We start from the raw sequence: 19,492 nt of genomic DNA, 5'->3' as shown, positions 1-19,492 counted from the left end.
CACTCATCTTGTATGAAATCTTTATTTTTTATCAGCCCACTTTAATTCCATGTAGCCGACCGGGTGACGGACGATGCCTGTCACATCTTCATTTTGTAGATACACATGATTATAGAAGTGAATCGGGATGATCGGCATTTCATCCATTAGGATTTTTTCTGCTTCATACATCATTTCGAATCGTTTTGTTTCATCCGCTTCATTCTTTGCTTGTTGGATCAGCTTGTCATAATTCTCATTACCCCACCCTGTCCGGTTCATGGAATGTCCCGTCTGGAAGTTTTCCAGGAAGTTGATCGGATCAGCATAGTCCGCTAAGAAAGAACTACGTGATAACTGGAACTTCAACGCCTTTTGTTCATCCTGGAATACGTTCCACTCCATATTGGCCAACTTTACATCGACATCTAAGTTTTCCTTGAACATTTGTTGAAGGGCTTCAGCAATTTTTTGATGAGTATCACTAGTGCTGTATGTTAAAGTGACTTCCGGTAATTTGTCGTATCCCTCTTCTTCCATCCCCTTTTTCAAGAGGGCTTTTGCTTCTTCCACATCCGTTTTCACCAAGTCTCCGTTTGCTTCACGGAAGTCCTTGCCTGCCGGATCTTTAAACCCTTTTGAAACGAATCCGTAAGCTGGTTTTTCTTTATTCTTTGTTACAAAGTCAACCATTTGCTGTTGATCCACAGCCATGGCGAATGCTTTTCGGATGTTTTGATTTTGGAAAGGCTCTTTTTCTAGATTGAAACGATAAAAGTACGTTCCAGCCTGGTCTTCAACATTCACTTTACCTTCTTCAAATAACTGTTTACTTAAATCCGCCGGTACGTCAGCTGTATCCAGTTCACCGGTTTTGTATAATTGATAATCCGTATTGGTATCGTTTACCATGGCCCAATGAACTTTATCCAATTTCACAGAGTCTTTATCCCAATATTGATCATTCTTTTCCATGACGAAATGGCTGTCATGCTCCCATTCCGTCAGTTTGAACGGACCGTTGGCAACGAACGTATCCGCTTCTGCAAACCATTCCGGATTCTCAGTAGCAACCTTCTCATTGATCGGGAAGAATGCAGGATTGGCAATGACGCTCAAGAAATAGGCTTGTGGACTTGTCAGTGTGACCTCGAATGTCTTCTCATCCTTCGCCGCCACTTTCACTTCGTCAGCTGAACCCTTTCCAGTGTTGAATGCCTCGCCACCTTCAATGAAATATCCAAGGAAAGCAGCCGGTGAACCTGTGTCTGGATTTAATAGGCGTTTCCACGCGAATACAAAATCTCCGGCAGTGACATCATCACCGTTTGACCATTTGGCATTGTCCCTGATGTGGAAGGTATATACTTTCCCATCTTCCGAGACATCCCATTTTTCAGCCATGGCAGCTTCAGGTTCATGATTGGCATTTAGACGGGTCATTCCTTCCATTAAATTGTTCAATGCTGTCCAGGAATAGGAATCAAATCCGATTGGTGGATCGAACGACGTTGGTTCTGCTCCATTATTCAGATGGAGGACCTTTCCTGCGTCTTCTTTCTTACTGTCCCCGCTGCTTGACTCACTGCCTGCATCCTTCGTGGCCGTACAAGCTGCCAACATGAACAGGAGCATCCCCACTAGGAAGACCGATAATAGCTTTTTCATAATTTTCCCCCTCTAATTCTATTTTTCTATCAAACGATCAATTTAACGAATGGTTAAGCTGACCGATGAAAGCTTCACTTTGTTGGCTCGTTTATCCTGAAGCCAGCAGTCGACATGGTGTTCATCAGTTAATTGTGTCTTCACGGGATACACACGCTCGCATACTTCCATGGCTTTTTCACAACGTGGGACAAATGGGCACCCGACAGGAGGAGAAAAGAGATCTGGCGGAGAACCGGGAATCGGTATCAGGTCTTCCCCATCAAGATCAAGCCTTGGAACGGATCTCAGTAGACCTTGAGTATACGGGTGTTGTGAATGATAAAAAATTTCTCTCCTGTTTCCTTCTTCTACTATCTTCCCTGCATACATGACGGCGATCCGGTCAGCCACTTGAGCCACGACTCCTAAGTCATGCGTGATTAATATAATCGATACACCCGTCTTCTTCTGGATCTCTTTAAACAATTCAAGTATTTGGGCTTGTATGGTAACATCAAGGGCCGTTGTCGGTTCATCCGCAATCAAGACATCCGGTTCACATACAAGGGACATGGCAATCACAATACGCTGGCGCATCCCCCCGCTGAATTGATGAGGATATTGCTTTAACCTTTCCTCCGGATTTGGAATGCTCACAAGCTTAAGCATGTCGATTGCTTTTTGTTTCGCATCTTTCTTGGATACATCGTTGTGTTGCAAAATCCCTTCCATGATTTGTTCACCAATGGTCAACGTAGGATTAAGTGCCGTCATCGGATCCTGAAAGATCATGGAAATATCGGCTCCCCGCACTTTCCTCATTTGGGGTTCGGTTACCTTTAAAAGGTCCCTTCCCTTAAAAAGGATCCTGCCTCCAGTCACTTTCCCGGGTGGATTCGGGATCAGTCTCATAATGCTTTGTGATGTCACACTCTTCCCGCATCCGGATTCGCCCACAATCGCCAGCGTCTCCCCCTTATATAAATCAAAGCTTACTCCCCTGACCGCCTTGACCTCTCCACCATAGGTTGTAAAGGAGACATGGAGATCTTGTACAGATAATACTTTACTCATGGTGATTACCTCCTTAATTTCGGATCCAGTGCATCCTGTAATCCGTCTCCCAACACATTGAATGAAAACATAGTCAATGAAATGAATAGTGCAGGAAAGAATAAACGCCACCAGTACCCTGATAGGATCGTAGATAACCCATCATTGGCCATCACTCCCCAGCTCGCATAGGGTGCTTGAATGCCGAGTCCAAGAAAGCTTAAGAAAGCTTCAGCAAAGATCGCGCTGGGTATCGTCAATGTCATTTGTACGATAATCGGGCCCATTGTATTAGGGAGCAGATTCTTTCTGATGATGCGTGCGGTTTTCGTCCCGAATGTTTTTGAAGCCAAAATAAATTCATAGTTTTTAATCTGAAGCACCTGTCCCCTTACGATCCTGGCCATTCCGATCCACCCGGTCACCGTTAAGGCTACGATGATCGTCAAGAGACCCGGTCCCATAACTACCATCAATAGAATGACGACAAGCAGATATGGTAACCCGTATAATATTTCAACAATACGCATCATGACATTATCCGTTTTTCCGCCCTTATAACCTGCAATGCCACCGTATACAATCCCGATCACAAAGTCGATAAGCGCTGCCATGAACCCTACAAACAACGAAATTCGTGCACCATACCAAGTACGGGTGAATACATCTCTGCCCATATCGTCCGTACCAAACCAGTGTTGACCAGAAGGTGGGAGATTTTGATTTGAGAGCGTTTGCTTAGTGACGTCGTGTGGAGAAATAATCGGGCCGACGACCGCCATGATGATTAAAGTAGTTAAGAATACTAATCCAAGCATGGCCAGTTTATTTTTCATGAGGCGCTTCCAGGCATCCTGCCAATAGGAAAGACTGGGTCTAACCACTGCTTCAGCATCCTCTTTATTCCTCTTCTTGGGTGCGAACCATTCATCCCTGACATCTGGAGTTACGAGTGGCTCTTGTTGATTTGGGACTCCCATCATTTTGCCTCCTTCTTGTGTAACTTAATCCGTGGATCAAGGAAACCATATGCCAGGTCGACTAAAAATAGCATGACGATAAGAAAGGCACTGTAAAATACCGTTGTTCCCATAATGACGGGATAATCTCGTTGGTTAATGCTTTCGACAAAGTATTTTCCCATACCTGGAATGGCAAAGATTTGTTCAATAACGAAGGTTCCTGTCAAGATTCCAGCAGCAAGTGTACCCAGGACAGTGACCACCGGCAGCAATGCATTTCTCAACGCATGCTTAACGACAATCTTGAATGGTGACAATCCCTTAGCGCGTGCTGTCCGTATATAATCCTGAGTCAACACTTCCAGCATACTCGAGCGGGTAAGACGTGCAATGATTGCCATGGGCCCTGTGGCTAATGCAAGAGTCGGGAGAATCATGTGTCGCCAGCTTGTCCATGTGGCAACCGGGAGGATTCCCCACGTTACAGCCACTTGTTGAATCAATAATGTCGCCATGACGAAATTAGGAATTGAAATGCCAAGTACGGCAAATGTCATCGCCATATAGTCAATGATCCCATTATGCCTAAGGGCTGCTAATACCCCGAGGATAATTCCTGAAAGCACTGCGATAATCAGTGTTGTCATACCGAGTTCAAATGAAATTGGAAATCCCCTCCCCAGTAAATCATTCACTGTTTGGGATGGCTGCGTGATAGAAGGACCAAAGTCCAATGAAATAAGCGATTTTAAATATAGAAAATACTGCACCATCAGGGGCTCGTTCAAATGATAATGGGCTTCTAAATTTTGTTGTACCATTTCACTCGTATTCCGTTCTTCATTGAAGGGGGATCCGGGTATGGTATGCATCAGGAAAAAAGTTAATGTCACAATCAGCCAGAGGGTTATGACCATGGCCAGTAGTCGTTTCAATAAATATGTACTCATTGATCAAACACTTCCTAACAGAATGTTGTTCTCATCGCGAGTTCAGTCATGACAAGCATGGCTCTATAGGCTTCAAGGATATCCCCGGCCTTAAATCTCACAATCGTTGTATCTTCTTCATGAATGGTACCCGGCATGAGACTTGCCCACTCCGCCTGTCCGTAATTCGCAAACTCGATACGTAAAGTAGGATGTTCAGGAGGAGTAAGTGGTTGTACATTTTTCTTATTATGTATCGCTTCTTCTGTTTTCTTTTTTAATAATTGTCTTGATTTCTCCGGGGTCAGGCTCTTCGCAACAGATCGGGAAATCGTTTCCTTCACCACGGCAGTTGTCACATTTGGAATGAATGCTTCTGCTTCCAGCGCAGCCTGATCATCCCCTGCAACCAGTAATACAGGAACACCGTAGTACCCTGCAACGTATGCATTGAATCCCAATTCCCCAACGGCCACATCATTGATGTACATGTTTCTCACCCCAAAGATCATGGAATGGGACATCACCCCTTTCATGGAAGCCCGGGCATGATAACCAACAAAAAAAGCCCCATCAAACGTCTTATCCAGTCCTTGAACCATGGAATATGGTTTCACTCCACCGGATATCAGTTTCGTTTCAGGGTGCAGTTTTTCTATTAACAAATTGTTCATTTGTGAATGACTGTCATTTACCAATACTTCCTTACAGCCCGACTCAAAGGCGGCAGTCACAATGGCATTGGCCTCTTCTGTCATAATGATTCTTCCGCGTTCATAATTATGCTTATCTGATGAGACATGAGTATGATCAACCAGTCCAGTTATACCCTCCATATCAACTGACATATATACGTTCATAAAGTTTTCCCTCCTTTCTTAGGAAATATTTATTAAATTTTCTTAATATTATAATTATTATAGCATTTAATTACAATCATTTTTTGAATAAAAAGGAATATATTCCTATTTTCATAAAAAAAGGAAGTATGGACTATAAAACGTTATTTTCAACTGTATCTTTCTCCATGAAGGAAAACGAAATAGTTCAATGGAATGATAAAATCGGATCAAAATAAATAAATGCGATGGATTTCCTAATCGAAATCACACCGCATTCTTTTTCTATATATATGTCAAATATCATCGATGTACAGTATTCAATGAGGGACATAAGACTTAGCTTTATTTTATTGATATATTATTTATTTCGCTGTTAAACCTTATTCGTATGAAGACTTTCATAAGAAAAAGACCTGGGGGTACTCATCTCTCCAGGTCTTAAACTCGGTGCATGTATGTTAGCTTATTTTATTCATCAATTTTTCTGAGTGCTGAGAGCCCATCTCTGCCACTAAATCAAGTAATTCTGCTTTCGTTGTCTCATCTAGGCCTTTATAAATAAGGAAAGCTTGCGTTGCATCAGAAGTAATCAACTTTCTGTATAACTTTGAGATTCTTTTACTCCTGTGGGTTTCCATTAGATCCTCCTCTATAAATCCTTTCTGTTATTATAATAAATATAAGCTTGTATTTTCAATATATTCTTCAAAATTTAATTATGTAACAAAAATGAATAAATCTATGATAAGTCAACCTTGGAGGAGAAAATAATTTTCTTAGACCTTTAACCCTAGGTGATTATCTTAAAGATAAATCAGGTGATAACTTTCCAAATTCTAGTGCTTCGAGGATGATTTCCTCAGAGAATCCTGTGTACTGAGAGAGCATTTGAATGGTAATCTTCTGAGAAGTACGGGAAGCCTGGTTTCTTGCCATATAGGTTTGATACAAAACAATGGAGTATCTGTCATGTATATTGAGCAACGATCGTCACAGCTCCTATTATTCTCTCCTCACAAGGTCGCGGGTAAAGGTTAACTACTATTTACCCAAAGATCCATTTTGAAAACGTGGCTGAGCAGTTACATTTTAGGCTTGATCATTTTCTTGCCGTGAATCCATACTGCTTATATTCGCCATTATCGGAAGAGAGTTTTACTATATTTTGGTCATCTGGTATTCCGTTAAAAAAAGCCCCAATTGCACCTGTAGTGCATCTATGCCCCGAAATCAGAATGTTTTTATCTTCCTTGCCATGTAATGTTTCTAACTCTGCCATGAAGTGTTTTATCCTTTTCATAAACTCCATAGGGTTTTCCACCCCACTATAGGAAGCTGAATCAGGCAATGGTCCTTCCATCTTCACTTCCCTTTTAAAAAGTCCATCTGCTTCCCCTAAATCATATACATCCAACCGGGAGTCTGTAATGCATGCGACCCCGGTGGTAATTTCAGCCGTTTCCTGTGCTCTTTTCTGTGGAGATGAAAAGACGTAATCGAAGCTGATATGACTCAGTTGCTGTTTTAAATTTTCGGCTTGTCTTACGCCTTCTTCATTTAAAGGGAGTCCTCTTCTACCTTGAAGTCTTCCTTCTTTATTCCAGTCCGTCTGACCGTGTCTTATGACGTAGATCATGCAGCTCCTCCTTCCATTATTATTTACTATTCTTCCTCTTCTTTCCTTCCATAAGGATGACCAGATAGGTTACGCCCAAAAATCCTACTATGCCAAATATGCCTGCAATGACTCCTTGAGCCGAAGATGTAAAAATGGTAAATCCCATTCCCATACTCAACCCCGTGATAAGAAGAAGGAGCCAATGGCCATATCGATTGATGAATTCAGTTATCATGATCCCCTCCAAAGCTTTTGTAAGCTTATTCTAACATAATATTCCAATATTTTCCCAAAAAAAAAGCCATCCAGAAGGATGACCCATTTTTTTCTATATATTTTCCAAAAATAATCTTACGACGTCTGCTCCACCAATGACCGTCCCCAGTGTACTTCCTAAATTGGCAAGTACGACAATGAGCAGGACGCGGGTTACTTTGTTTCTCCAGAATCCTTTAATACTCAGGACATCTTCAGGGAGAGAGTCAAAGTCACCGACATTGGGTCTGCGGAAATAGGCTTGAACGAATCCTGCAAACCACCCCGCTGCCAGAAGCGGATTCAAGGATGTGATAGGTGCTGCGACGAATGCTGTCAATATGGCTAATGGATGGCCCATGCCGATGGCTACCCCCAAGGCCGAGAATCCCCCATTCCATAATATCCAACTGATCCCCTGCTGTATGCCTGCATCGGGGTTTGATATGAACGTGTAGGCAATGACAGCCAGAATCATGATAGGGATGGTCCACCCGATGATTTTAGGCCATTTTGATTTAGCAGGTCGTTCATTGAGTTTATCCAGATTATGTTCGTTATGGATTTCTTGCGTGATCCCCGGAACGTGTGCGGCACCAAGGACGGCTACAATCTTTTTCCCAGGTGCTTCCTTGATTTTTTGGGCCAGGTATTGGTCACGTTCATCAATCAAAGGTGTTTTCAGTTTAGGAAACACCTGGGTGAATTCATTCAACATCGAATCAAGCATATCCTGTGATTTGATTTTCTCGAGTTCTTCCTCAGTAATCGTATCAGTACTGAAAATGCTGTAGATGATTTGAGTCAACAGCTTGGCTTTCCCACTGAAACCGACGCTGTTCCATATCCGGGAAAATGTCACCTGGATGTTGCGGTCAGCAAGGACAAGTTCTGTGTTAAGTTCTTTCGCGGATTCAATTCCCTGGATCATTTCCTGTCCCGGTTTGATGCCGAACTGTTTGGCCATTCTTCGCTGAAATGATCCAATCGCAAGGTTCATAAGCAGTAAGGTCGCTTTCTTATCCTTGATTACTTGAAAGATATCCGTGTCCCTCCACTTATCTCCTTCAACGATGGATTGATACCTCGGTTCGTCCAGCTCAACACATACCGTATCCGGGCGTTCAGCTTCAATCACTTCTTTCACCTGCTCAGCACTCTGACGTGACACATGAGCGGTTCCGATGAGAATAAATTCCTTCCCATCCATATGTATTCTCGTAATATTCTTTTCGTTTTCTGTCATCATCGTGTACCTTCCTTTAATTACCTTGACTTCCGAATAAATTGAATCTACCTCACTATGATAAACTAGTTTTGGCAAAATTTAAATAAATACTGATCAGAATAACGAAAAAATCCCATCAAAAAGATGGGACACCGGCATCACGATTACCATTTATTTCTCCTTTCACACACAGCTTCACTCACCACATCATACATCGCTTCAACTCCTTTAGAAGAAGCTTCAAATTGGTACGCACTTCCTTTGTCTATGCCGATGTTTATTGCTTCTTCAGCTGCATTGATATTTGCTCCCAGAAATATGAACTCCCAATTGTATCGTTGCTGTTGATGATTGATAAGGTCCTTCACCTGACTAGCAGAGAACTCCACACTGGCGTTTTCCATACCATCGGTTGTGATGACGAAGATGACTTTACCCGGTCTTTGCCCTTCAGCCATACGGGATAGACGATGACCCACTTCAATGATCGTTTTACCTACAGCATCCATTAATGCCGTGCACCCCCGTACGAAGTACTCTTCCCTTGTGAGCCCTACCTTACCAGCCTCAACCCCACTCCATAACTGCTCGACCTTGTCATCAAAGAGAACGGTCGTGACAAGTGTCTGCCCGGACAGCTTGCGCTGCTTCTTGATAAAAGAGTTGTAACCTCCAATCGTCTCTTGTTCAAGTCCGCTCATCGACCCGCTTCTATCCAATAAAAAAATGATTTCAGTGTATTCTCGATTCATTTTTTCTCATCCCCTCCATATTGTTCTGATATAATCATATCCAAATAGAGTATGAGATTGGTCGCTTTGAAAGCGACATTTGGAGGTGATGCTATGCTTAGCGAACAGATTTTGAAGGAGCTTCTTGATTTTGTGGAGGCAAGCGGAGACTTACGGGTATATGATATACATAAAGAAGAGACCATTTTGAGTGATGCAGTCTACGCAAATGAGCTTGAAGCGTTTATTGAGATGCATCATTCGTGGTCTTTTTCAGAAAGGCTATTTCAGCATATCGATGAACGGGGTTTGACAGATGCTTCCGTTTACAAAAAAGCCGGAGTAGACCGGAAGCTTTTTTCCAAAATAAGATCGCTTCCTGATTATAAGCCCAGTAAACGGACAGTGGTAGCCTTGTGTCTTTCTATGAAATTGTCTGAGGAAGATACCGTAGAGATGTTGAATGCCGCTGGTTTCTCCCTGTCTAACAATGACCGATTCGATCTCGTCATTCAGTTTTGTTTGGAGAAGGAAATTCACGACATGGATGAAGTCAACCAGGCACTGTATTCCCTCGGGTTAAAACCATTATAAAAAAAGGTAGAGTGCCAGTTTCGGCACTCTACTCCCCCTAATACTTCTTTTCAATTCTTTCCTGTAATGTTTCAATTTTTTCCGGAAGCACATAAAGGTATTCTATCAAACCTTCCAATAACTCAATGAGCAGGCCGGCAGTTTCATCGTCTATTTCCCGTTCCAATTCCAACATCTCATAAAATGCTGATTTGGGATGAACAAGATGGCTGAGGGCCTGGATCGGTTTTGACAGATCTACATTCTTCGGCAGTTGATCGAATTGTTCCGACAGGGATTGACCTGATGATTGATCTCCATTGAAATTCTTCAGGACACTTTCTAACACGCGCTTTGACATTACGGCGGTTGCGGAGTTATCTTTGGACTGGCTGACATTCAATGCAGAACGGAACGACCGGACAAGGTCCTGGGGGATCCGTTTATTCCCCTGGATTTGATCCAAAGGTCCATTTGTAGCCAGGGGATCATAAATATAAAGGCCCGCTTCCTCCTTGTGATGAATCGAATCATCATTCAACATGATAACGAAAACAGCCGGTTTCTTACACTCCGAACAGTTTGCCTCTGCGAACAACCCTGTTTTATTTACTTGATAGAAGTTGGCTTTCAGCACAAATTCACTGGTCTTAGAGCAACTTGGACATTGACTTTTGACTTTCTTGGGAACTTTTTGATACCCGTACTGAATGTGAGACAATATGGATCCCGGTAAAATTTCTCTCATGTGAACCTCCTAGAAAATGCACCTCGAAAAATGAATTTTAATTATTATGAAAATTTACGTTAAATAAAAAAGCGCTTTCCTTATATCAAAATTATACCTTTGCTAGAAAGTATTACAAGGTTAAATAATGGGAAAAGAAGATTTGTGATAATGGGACTAAAGAGAATAAATGGTATTGAAATCCTCTATAACCGTCACTGCCCGGTCAATCTGTGTATACCTTTTTCCACTTCCATTACCAGGGAATCCATCAATTCATGTACATTAACGTCCTTACTTAGCCGCGGACTTTGGCCAGACCATAATGACATAAATTCAGGGTTACGTTGATTGCCGGCTTCCCTTCTCAATTCTTTCGTCAAGGCGTTTTGCACAGGGTAAGGAAGGATTTGATTCTCATACTCTTTCATCATGTGTATGAATGAGTTTGTTATGCCCCTTGCCGGTTTACCGCTGAATGCAGATGTGAGGGTTGTACTTGTTTCTTCAGCTTGTAAAATAGCTTTTTTGTGTATCTCTTTTGCCCCGCTTTCTTTATTGGTAAGAAAAGCCGTACCCATCTGAACTCCTTTTGCACCCAAAGCCATTGCAGCTACCACGCCTCTTCCATCCATTACTCCCCCTGCAGCTATGACCGGTACTTCCACAGCATCCACTACTTGTGGAAGTAGAGAGAACGTCCCAATCATCGATTCATCATATGTACCAAGAAATGTACCTCTGTGACCACCCGCCTCACTTCCCTGCGCGACAATCAAATCCACTCCACATTCTTGATTGATCAACGCTTCTTCCACCGTCGTTGCAGTTCCAATCACTTGAATACTTTCCTTTTTCAACTCTTTCATTATTTCCTTTGGCGGGATTCCAAATGTAAAGCTGCAGACGGGGACTCTTTCCTCTAAAATTGATTCAATCTGTCTTTCAAAATCAATTTGTTTTAAAGTGAATGGATCATCATTGAATAGATTCAATTCTTTCATAAATGGTTTCAGTAATTCTTGCATTTGATTTATTTGGTCTTCAGTATATTCCGGTTCCTCTGGAATGAATACATTCACCCCAAATGGAAGGTTCGTTTGCTTCTTTACTTGTTTAATACTTTCATTGAGGTCCGTGACAGACATATAGCCTGCGCCAATCGTTCCCAGCCCCCCGGAATTTGATACAGAAGCAACCAGTTCAGGGGTAGTGACCCCTCCGGCCATCCCTGCTTGGATGATAGGATATTTTGTACGGAGATTCTTCGTTACATCATTTTTATACCACATAGTCTCCCTCCTGTTTCTTTCATATTCTATATTGAATTATGTCAAAGGAAAGCATGTTGTACAACTCATCCGTGTTCATCATGACCTCTTCTTCATCATGAAAGCGTTCAAAGCAAATGCCTTGAACGCTTTTTTTGGGACTTATTTAAAGGAAGTGAAATGTGATACTCTTTTCACGAACTCCTCATATGAACTAAAATGCTTATTCCATGAGTTATACCATTTTCGAATGGTCTCCAACAGCCAAAATGGCAAAGCCCGACCTTCTATAAGGTGGTAATGATCGTCGTAAGCTTTCTTTAAATGCTCCCACCTGAAATCATTTCCAGGCTGAATATATTCCGACACATCAATGATTTTGGCTCTGCCATTTTGCAATAAAATGTTTTTCAAGTGAATATCACGCGGATTCATTCCTTGATCTCGAACATATTGTCTTGCATGTTCAACGTCTTCAACCACTTGTTCTGGAATGTTGACCCCCTGCAGCAAACAATCGAAAAGGGTTGGTCCTTCTTCAAAACTTAACACCAGTAACGTATCATAAGCCGCGTAGCACGTGGAGAAATAAGGGGACTCTCCGATGGTTTGATAAACTTTTTCTTCACTCTTTATTTTAGATCTTTTATCTTCAGCGTACAATTTGAAAGCAAAGTCGGGTGCATAAATGGATTGAAAGACTGCCGCGTCTGTTCCGACGCCAATGCAACGTAATGTTTCATCTCCGCCATGGATGGTGACAGGTTCGTTATTTGCATTTGATGAGACGGACATCTGAGATAATGAAGGTAGTGCGACTTCCCATTTCTTATCCATAGGCTCTCCCTTCGTACGATTTAATTCTTCTAAAGATATGAACGTAATTCGTACCTTATTCAGGATAATATAGCATCTGCCCATTTAAAATATCAACTCAAAGCCTACTCATCTTTCTATTAATTTTATACAAACCCTGAATGAACCTTCCCAGAGTCTATTTTGCCTTGAATATCCTAACCTGCCTTAAAAGCTTCATGGTTCTGTTTCAGATCTACGGCTTCTTTTCGCCTGTCCAATTCTGGAGAAATGATTTTTAATAGCACCGTACCAGTAAGTCCAATGGTGAGAATGATCCCGGCCATGATGACCGATGGAAGAATCGCTCCGAGTGTTACGGTGATGGATGCAATCAACATGGACAGGTTAAACTTCAGACCACTAAATGCCATATAGGAGCTGCGGGCATCGTCAGGTGGAATGGCTGCCAAATATGATTGCTCTACCGGCACGCGGAAGACTTCTCCGATAGTGAGTACCCCCATCATCAAAAATAGGATGAACACGTTATTTGAATAAGCAAGTGCCGTGTACCCTATCGAAAAGAAGAAACAACTCCATACTAAAACGGTCTCGTCTTTTAATGAATGCGGAATCCTTGTCACAAAAAGCATGAGGAGGACGACCAGAATCGTATTTTCACTTCGTAAGATCCCCATGGTTTGTACGCCGTCTATGTCCCAGAATAGGAACGGTTGCGAAGGCATTTCTTCACTTAGTCGAATGCCGATGTAATTCGTGAGCTGGAACTCCATGGACAGAATGAGCACACCTGCAATGGTAAAAAGTACAAACAGCTTGTCATGCATCACTTTTCCGTAGTTTGAAATAAGTTGTTTAACATGTTGAGAGGGTGTCAACTCGGATTCCGATACCGTATGGCTCTCATCAATGAAGAATGCGACCAAGATTGCGGTAATGGCGGACACAACACTCAATGCAAGAAAGAGCTCGAAAAGGTAATCCTTGAATAAGAAAGCCCCTATGATTCCTCCGATCGCGATGGACAGATTGTTCGCCCAGTAGGTAATCGAATACATGAGTTTCCGTTGTGATGGTGTGCTGACGTCGATCATCATAGCCTGATTGGCAGGTCCTGCAAGGCCCCAGCAAATGCTGTTGACCGTCATCATGGCAAAGGTGGCAGCGGCTGATTCAAACCAGGGCGAGTTACAAACCATCATGGTGAGGAAAGCCAGAAACCTGAGCGATTCTGCGAATAACATAATTTTTTTGCGGCCAAATTGATCGGCGAAATATCCTCCAAGAAAATTGATTCCTATTCCTACAAACACATTGATCAAAAGTAATAATCCTGCTACCTTTGTTCCAAAATGAACAGCCAGGTAGATGGACATAAACGGAAAGATCATGCTCCCAATAAAGCGGCTCATAAATGTTTCAATGATGCGTATTTTAATATTTTTATGAAAATCTCTGAATCTCATATGTATTCCTTCTCTCTTTCAATTGGGCGTTCGTTCATTTCATTCGTCCAGAAGCTTTGTCAGTCGGGAAATATTAACCCCCAATGCTTCTATTATTTCTCTACAAGTGATATCACTTACCTTTTCCTTGCCTCCTTCAAGTCTTTTAATGGTTTGTGTAGATACATTTGCTTTTTGAGCCAGCTCCTCTTGCGTCAGTTGAGATTTCACACGCAGTAAGGATACAATTTCACCCATATTTCGTTCATCTAAAGACGAATTCTCATTTGTGAAACAGGAATTAATGGAGTTACAAAATTTCTTCATGTCATTCATAGATAGCTACCTCCAACATTTGGTAAAATCACATTTACTAAATATAAAGAAATTTCTACATATTATCAAGGGGATTATTTCATTTCTATTTATACTATATTGATATGGCAGGGGCATATCATGGTCATTTTAGATGAAAGGATATAAGACTTTAGGATGAAGTTCATGATCGACACATGCTTTTAAGAAAAAAGCACATAAAAAAAAGCACCATGTAGATGCTTTTTACTGAAAGTATAGATCGTTATAATGCGAGGAATAAATCCCATCTAAGTGAATAATAAACGGTACCGATTCCAACGAACACGACGATAAGGCCAATGATATTTTCTATGAATTTTTCTGGTAACTTAATGAATTTAAGTACCGTATATATAAGTGTGGTAAGCGATATGGTGACGATCGAAACAATTGCTATATTGATGGCAACTGTTTTTACTGGTTCTGTTAATAATTTACTGAATTCTAACAATTTAGACCCTCCTGATTTGATTCAATTCCAGTCCGTTACACTGAATATGTAGTATCAAGAAGACTATTATACTAGAAATTTCATGAATTTAATAGTGGTAGCTTTACCTAAATAAGTATGTTAGATGGGGGATTCACCCTTATAAATGCCTAATAAAGAAATTATAAGCTCCTTAAGTAGCGTGGTAAGTCAGACAAATCATCAATCACAGCATCTGCATGCTTTACACCGGTCCTATGGGGATCTTTTTTCCAAATACCCTTCATCCCTATTTTTTGGGCAATGTACACATCATACTCAGGATGGTCCCCGACAAAAATACATTCTTCAGGTTTTACCTGTAATCTTTTTATCGCCCTCTTAAAAATCTCAGGGTCGGGCTTTTTCAATCCTTCCCATTCAGAGATAAGGATTTCTTGAAAATAAGGTTCGATTTCAAGGGCCAGTATGTTGTCCATTTGAAATCTGCCGAAGCCGTTTGTGATCATCCCCAATTGTATGCCACAAGCCTGTAATTCATCCAGCATATGATGTAGATGAGGAAACGGTACACAGCTGTGTTTAAATTGAGTGACATAATCATCGAGCAGTTCTTCCCAAGTTAATTCCAGGATCGAAAATTCTTCGATCAGCTGCTTATAAACACTGTCTTTCCACACATACCCCCTCTGATCCAATTCAATGAATCTGGATGTATATAAATCCGCCGGGATATGGTGAAGCCATTGGCAGAATCGTTCATATTGGTCTTTGATGAATACTTGGACAGACGCATCCCTGTTTAAAAGCGTCCCATCAAGATCGAATAGTGCAGCTTTAATCATAAATAACCATCTCCACCCCTCTACATTTAATAACCTTTGAAAATAAATTAACTTTATCGTAAGAATTCAACTTGTTGGAATTCCACTTCATATAAAAACCTACAAATTAATTGTACTGGCGTGAGAAAGAATCTCCTCATACACTCCGTTCCATCCGGAATAATAATCGGCTACTTGATCTGGATCGATCCAACATCGCTCAGCAGATTCATATTCTGCTTCGAATGTATATATTTCTTCGACGTCCACTCTATAAAAAAGTTGAAAGCCTACTTTTGGATAAGGGCTTTGTTCATTCCAGTGAAGATTATCATGATGATCCACAATCAGATAACCCAAAAAGTGAGAAGAGCCGGATACATAGGCTTCCTCCATCACTTCCCTCTTCAAGCATCCTTCAGGGGACTCACCCTTTTCCAGATGCCCACCTGGAAAATCCCAGCCTCGCTTATGAAGGTTCACCAAGAGCATCTTTCCATATTTAAAGCAGAATCCATGCACACTGGTGACCCGTGATGTGTCAGGAAGGATCGAATTTTGCCTCCATGTCAACTTCACTTTGGATTCCCCCCACCATACATATGTAGAATCCATCATTATCACTCCGTTTACCATAGACTTTTACGTATATTCTCCCGAAGAGCTCAGTCAGGATTCCCTCGACTTTTTGATGGATGGGAGGCTGTGTAATAAAAGCCCCGTCCCGATCGTTAACAGCGCTAAGATGAAGGCACTGTAAAGGGAATTCAAGCTGTAGTCCTGTTCAAAACCATCTAACACACTTGAATAAATGCCTGCCAATATACCTGTCAAAATAAAAGTACTTATTCTCATCACTCATCCCCCTCTTTATTTGAATGAAATAGAACTAATTAATGTCCCCCAGATAAACTCTGGTCGATTTATTGACTAAATACGATTCTATTTCTCTAGGATAATATCTGTATTCTTTCAGTTTACTCAGATCAATCCATTCCACCCCTACTTGATGACTATCGGGGTTAGATGGAGTTTGATCATTGTTCCATTCGTGGATGAGCGTACAGGTAAAATAAAACTCCATTTGATGCAAGTCGGAATCAAATACTGCATGTTCATGGTTCTTACCGATATACTCCCTGACATGGATTAGTTCCCCTACTGACACTTCGCATCCTATTTCCTCAAGGCATTCCCTTTTTAAAGCCTCATGAAGTGTTTCTCCATGTTCCTGTCCACCCCCGGGGAAAAGGTGAAAAATACTGTCTTCGTCTTTGTTTTTAGTCAATAGTATCTTGTTATCTTTGATAATGATGGCTTTTGCTGAGTTACGAATCGGCATCGGTTCATTCTCCTTCTATTTCTCTTGATTTCACATATGTATAAAACATACTATATGACACTCACTATCTATTTAGTGGATCTATAGCATTAAAAAAATACTAAATATATACATTTCAATATAAAGCCGCTTAAATCCTGCTTTATGCTTAAAAGCAAATGCATATGGCAGGTGTTTTCTTTATCAAACCTAGACTTGAAAGGATGATTTCTTTGAAGGATCCTGCTTTATTGAAAAAAACAGTCCAATACTTTCGTGATAGATACAGGATTCCAGGTATATCGCTGTGTCTGACTGATTCTTCCGGAGAAGACTATATAATGGCAGCAGGTGTTCGAAACCTTCTTCAAGATACGTTGTTAGATCCTTATGATCATCAGCGGGTTGGAAGCTTATCAAACATTGTAACAAGTGTGGTGATTCTAAAACTTCAGGAAGAAGGCATGCTTTCATTGGAGCAAACGGTAGAATCCATCTTACCCGGTATCCTGAAAGAAGGCAGTCGTATATCCGTGAGACAACTGCTCCAGCATAGAAGCGGTCTTAAGGATTATTTATGGATGGACGTTGCAGGAACAAAATGTATCCAGCACGCTGTTTCAAGTCCCCTGGATTTCTTTTCGTCTCGAAGTCTTGTCAGACTTATTGCCAACCACGACCTGGAATTTGAACCTGGTACTGCGTTCAAATACTCTAATACGAATGGTATCCTGTTGGGACTGATCGTCGAAGAATGTTCAGGAAAAAAGTTTGAAGATGCAGTCTATCAATGGATCACCCAACCACTTCAACTGGAGAGAACATACTTCCCTTGTTCCAATGATCTAAGGCTCCCCTTTGCCACCGGGCATTCGAAAGCGACGCCTGACTTGACTGACCTATCAGATGATATAACACCTATTACAGATCTCAATGTTTCAATCATGGGGACATCAGGGGCACTCGTTTCAAACCCCGTAGAAATCCAAACATTCATGAAGGACCTTTTTGGCGGATCCCTGCTATCTCAGAAGTCGATGAAACAAATGCTTGTATTTTCTGAAACGGATGATCCGGAGCGATTTTACGGTTTGGGTTTATACAAGTATACATTTGAAAATGGAATGACGGCATATGGTCATCATAGTGGCATCCATGGGTATGAATCCGTTACACTTTATTATCCCGATGATGAAATTTTTACGACGGTCATCGTGAATCAGATGCCTGTAGGAGCTGTGTCACTTGCTCATCAACTGTTAAAAAGAAATTTAGTAAGTAGATGATTGACAAGGAAGAGAAGCCTTATCCCTAAGGGTTCTCTTCCTGAGCTATTTGAGGCATACCGTTATCCGCTTTTTTCTGTGTTGTACTTAATTTACATAATATTGTTATGGTTTCTCTGTTGTCATTTAGCCATTTTTATTCTTTATTTGTTCCCGGATGTTTTCTAACTCCTCAAGAGATAACCTGTTCAAAGACTTTTTAATCTCATCTTCCAGCTTCTTTTTGTTTTTCTCCCGGTAGCTATCCCACCATTCCCGGAGGTTATCTGTATTCGTAAGAAGATATTCGATATCGATTTCTTCGATTTCATCATCTGATAAGTAGTGAAGGACGGCGGATAACATCTCTTCAAGCTTTTCAATCTCTTCATTTTTCTGACCGAGGACATCGTTGCTTTCATCCTTTTTATTAGGCATACCAGGACCTCCTTGTAAGTGGATGGTCCTTTTAGTATTGCTATTGGTGGGTAAAGTTAAACTCAAGTAATTCACCACACTGAAAATTCCAGCATAACTGTCTGTTCCCTACCGATAAATGATGATGACTAACCTTGGTAATGCTAGATTTCTTCCATGAAAACGAGTGTTATCCTCTTTTGTCAAAAAGCCAAGTTCCTTTGTAAGGTTAAGCTACCTGGGAATACAAAGAACGGCGCGCCGGTCAAAAGGATACTGACTTAGAGAAATTCGAAAAGCTTCATATGCAATATGACAGAATGATTCACAAGATCATTCATTCTCTGCACATTTATAAAAACAAACCTGAATACTATCAGACCGGTCTCATAGCACTTTGGGAGGCACATCAAAAATTCGATCCGGAAAAAGGTGCATTTCCTGCTTATGCTTATTCATATGTTCGAGGCAGAATACTTTCTCAATTAACAAGTGAAAGTCGAAATGAAGAGAAAAGTATTTTCAAAGAGACGGAGTTTTTTGACATGATCGAAGATGAGCATATCAACGAAGGACTGGCCGAAGAATTATTGTTCAGTTACTGTGGGGACTTAACTGCGAACCAAAGAAAATGGGTCATGTATACTTGTCTGCATATGCTGACAGTCAGTGAAATTGCAGAGGTAGAGAATGTGTCCATATCCGCCGTGAAAAAGTGGCGGAAGGGAGCAAAGGAAAAGGTTCGAGGGATATTGGACATTAACGGGTGAATAATAAGCCGTTTGCTCAAGAGGTA

Annotated in this window: 25 protein-coding genes; 3 read left to right on the top strand and 22 right to left on the bottom strand. The window is 41.3% G+C overall.

The features are described 5' to 3' along the window. Window positions 1–21: 21 nt before the first annotated feature. The 11 genes from M1J35_RS13960 to M1J35_RS13910 form a co-directional block, all read right to left on the bottom strand. Complete coding sequence (locus tag M1J35_RS13960; protein WP_224520018.1) at window positions 22–1,647, bottom strand: peptide ABC transporter substrate-binding protein; 1,626 nt, start codon at window positions 1,645–1,647, stop codon at window positions 22–24. Between the two features lie 42 nt (window positions 1,648–1,689). Further along, window positions 1,690–2,703, bottom strand: coding sequence for an ABC transporter ATP-binding protein (locus M1J35_RS13955; RefSeq protein ID WP_254651506.1), 1,014 nt, complete (start codon window positions 2,701–2,703; stop codon window positions 1,690–1,692). Between the two features lie 5 nt (window positions 2,704–2,708). After that, window positions 2,709–3,662: an ABC transporter permease gene (locus tag M1J35_RS13950; RefSeq protein WP_224521084.1), complete on the bottom strand. Its 954-nt coding sequence runs from the start codon at window positions 3,660–3,662 to the stop codon at window positions 2,709–2,711. Next, a complete protein-coding gene (locus M1J35_RS13945) occupies window positions 3,662–4,594 on the bottom strand; it encodes an ABC transporter permease (RefSeq protein WP_079533849.1) in 933 nt (310 codons plus the stop codon). Before M1J35_RS13945 ends, M1J35_RS13950 begins: the two co-directional genes overlap by 1 nt. A 14-nt stretch (window positions 4,595–4,608) precedes the next feature. Next, window positions 4,609–5,433: a M55 family metallopeptidase gene (locus M1J35_RS13940; RefSeq protein ID WP_224520020.1), complete on the bottom strand. Its 825-nt coding sequence runs from the start codon at window positions 5,431–5,433 to the stop codon at window positions 4,609–4,611. 440 nt (window positions 5,434–5,873) lie between these two features. Continuing rightward, the gene (locus M1J35_RS13935) at window positions 5,874–6,053 is read right to left on the bottom strand and encodes a hypothetical protein (RefSeq protein ID WP_254651505.1); all 180 of its coding nucleotides are present in this window, start codon (window positions 6,051–6,053) and stop codon (window positions 5,874–5,876) included. 160 nt (window positions 6,054–6,213) lie between these two features. Then, on the bottom strand, window positions 6,214–6,399 hold the full coding sequence (locus M1J35_RS13930; RefSeq protein ID WP_034759495.1) for a hypothetical protein: 186 nt from the start codon (window positions 6,397–6,399) through the stop codon (window positions 6,214–6,216). 115 nt (window positions 6,400–6,514) lie between these two features. Further along, window positions 6,515–7,051 carry a histidine phosphatase family protein gene (locus M1J35_RS13925; protein ID WP_254651504.1) on the bottom strand — a complete coding sequence of 179 codons (537 nt, stop codon included), beginning with the start codon at window positions 7,049–7,051 and terminating at the stop codon, window positions 6,515–6,517. 19 nt (window positions 7,052–7,070) lie between these two features. Beyond that, on the bottom strand, window positions 7,071–7,268 hold the full coding sequence (locus M1J35_RS13920) for a hypothetical protein (RefSeq protein WP_254651503.1): 198 nt from the start codon (window positions 7,266–7,268) through the stop codon (window positions 7,071–7,073). A 93-nt stretch (window positions 7,269–7,361) separates the two neighbouring features. Continuing rightward, on the bottom strand, window positions 7,362–8,534 hold the full coding sequence (locus M1J35_RS13915) for a TraB/GumN family protein (RefSeq protein ID WP_254653763.1): 1,173 nt from the start codon (window positions 8,532–8,534) through the stop codon (window positions 7,362–7,364). A gap of 146 nt (window positions 8,535–8,680) precedes the next feature. Further along, a complete protein-coding gene (locus tag M1J35_RS13910) occupies window positions 8,681–9,268 on the bottom strand; it encodes a vWA domain-containing protein (protein ID WP_254651502.1) in 588 nt (195 codons plus the stop codon). A 93-nt stretch (window positions 9,269–9,361) separates the two neighbouring features. Here M1J35_RS13910 and M1J35_RS13905 point away from each other — a divergent pair, with 93 nt between their 5' ends. Next, entirely contained in the window at window positions 9,362–9,841 is a 480-nt protein-coding gene (locus M1J35_RS13905; RefSeq protein WP_254651501.1) for a hypothetical protein, read from the top strand. A gap of 37 nt (window positions 9,842–9,878) precedes the next feature. Here the strand turns inward: M1J35_RS13905 and M1J35_RS13900 are convergent, their stop codons facing one another. The 10 genes from M1J35_RS13900 to M1J35_RS13855 form a co-directional block, all read right to left on the bottom strand. Then, a complete protein-coding gene (locus M1J35_RS13900; protein WP_061809293.1) occupies window positions 9,879–10,568 on the bottom strand; it encodes a hypothetical protein in 690 nt (229 codons plus the stop codon). Window positions 10,569–10,762: 194 nt separating this feature from the next. Beyond that, window positions 10,763–11,839: an NAD(P)H-dependent flavin oxidoreductase gene (locus tag M1J35_RS13895; RefSeq protein ID WP_254651500.1), complete on the bottom strand. Its 1,077-nt coding sequence runs from the start codon at window positions 11,837–11,839 to the stop codon at window positions 10,763–10,765. Window positions 11,840–11,980: 141 nt separating this feature from the next. Then, entirely contained in the window at window positions 11,981–12,655 is a 675-nt protein-coding gene (locus tag M1J35_RS13890; protein WP_254651499.1) for a serine/threonine protein kinase, read from the bottom strand. A 176-nt stretch (window positions 12,656–12,831) separates the two neighbouring features. Next, the gene (locus M1J35_RS13885) at window positions 12,832–14,103 is read right to left on the bottom strand and encodes an MDR family MFS transporter (protein WP_254651498.1); all 1,272 of its coding nucleotides are present in this window, start codon (window positions 14,101–14,103) and stop codon (window positions 12,832–12,834) included. Between the two features lie 39 nt (window positions 14,104–14,142). Further along, window positions 14,143–14,418 carry a helix-turn-helix transcriptional regulator gene (locus M1J35_RS13880; protein ID WP_051758270.1) on the bottom strand — a complete coding sequence of 92 codons (276 nt, stop codon included), beginning with the start codon at window positions 14,416–14,418 and terminating at the stop codon, window positions 14,143–14,145. Between the two features lie 244 nt (window positions 14,419–14,662). Further along, window positions 14,663–14,890 (bottom strand): hypothetical protein, encoded by a 228-nt coding sequence (locus M1J35_RS13875; RefSeq protein ID WP_034759521.1) that lies wholly within the window; start codon window positions 14,888–14,890, stop codon window positions 14,663–14,665. A gap of 161 nt (window positions 14,891–15,051) precedes the next feature. Next, complete coding sequence (locus M1J35_RS13870; RefSeq protein WP_254651497.1) at window positions 15,052–15,714, bottom strand: HAD family hydrolase; 663 nt, start codon at window positions 15,712–15,714, stop codon at window positions 15,052–15,054. Between the two features lie 99 nt (window positions 15,715–15,813). Then, the gene (locus M1J35_RS13865) at window positions 15,814–16,272 is read right to left on the bottom strand and encodes an NUDIX domain-containing protein (RefSeq protein ID WP_371928673.1); all 459 of its coding nucleotides are present in this window, start codon (window positions 16,270–16,272) and stop codon (window positions 15,814–15,816) included. Between the two features lie 90 nt (window positions 16,273–16,362). Then, entirely contained in the window at window positions 16,363–16,548 is a 186-nt protein-coding gene (locus M1J35_RS13860; RefSeq protein WP_224520029.1) for a hypothetical protein, read from the bottom strand. Window positions 16,549–16,582: 34 nt separating this feature from the next. After that, window positions 16,583–17,035, bottom strand: coding sequence for an NUDIX domain-containing protein (locus M1J35_RS13855; RefSeq protein WP_254651496.1), 453 nt, complete (start codon window positions 17,033–17,035; stop codon window positions 16,583–16,585). Between the two features lie 158 nt (window positions 17,036–17,193). Between M1J35_RS13855 and M1J35_RS13850 the strand changes: the two genes are divergently transcribed. Next, on the top strand, window positions 17,194–18,300 hold the full coding sequence (locus M1J35_RS13850; protein ID WP_371928672.1) for a serine hydrolase domain-containing protein: 1,107 nt from the start codon (window positions 17,194–17,196) through the stop codon (window positions 18,298–18,300). A 126-nt stretch (window positions 18,301–18,426) separates the two neighbouring features. Here M1J35_RS13850 and M1J35_RS13845 read toward each other — a convergent pair whose 3' ends face one another. Continuing rightward, entirely contained in the window at window positions 18,427–18,717 is a 291-nt protein-coding gene (locus M1J35_RS13845) for a hypothetical protein (protein WP_229595169.1), read from the bottom strand. Window positions 18,718–19,016: 299 nt separating this feature from the next. Here M1J35_RS13845 and M1J35_RS13840 point away from each other — a divergent pair, with 299 nt between their 5' ends. Beyond that, the gene (locus tag M1J35_RS13840; protein WP_254651494.1) at window positions 19,017–19,466 is read left to right on the top strand and encodes a sigma-70 family RNA polymerase sigma factor; all 450 of its coding nucleotides are present in this window, start codon (window positions 19,017–19,019) and stop codon (window positions 19,464–19,466) included. Window positions 19,467–19,492 lie beyond the last annotated feature (26 nt).

The organism is Rossellomorea sp. KS-H15a, from assembly GCF_024195245.1.
GTDB classification, from domain to species: domain Bacteria; phylum Bacillota; class Bacilli; order Bacillales; family Bacillaceae_B; genus Rossellomorea; species Rossellomorea vietnamensis.
The sequence above is the reverse complement of the archived record's forward strand: the minus strand, read 5'-3'. Positions and strand labels throughout refer to the sequence as shown.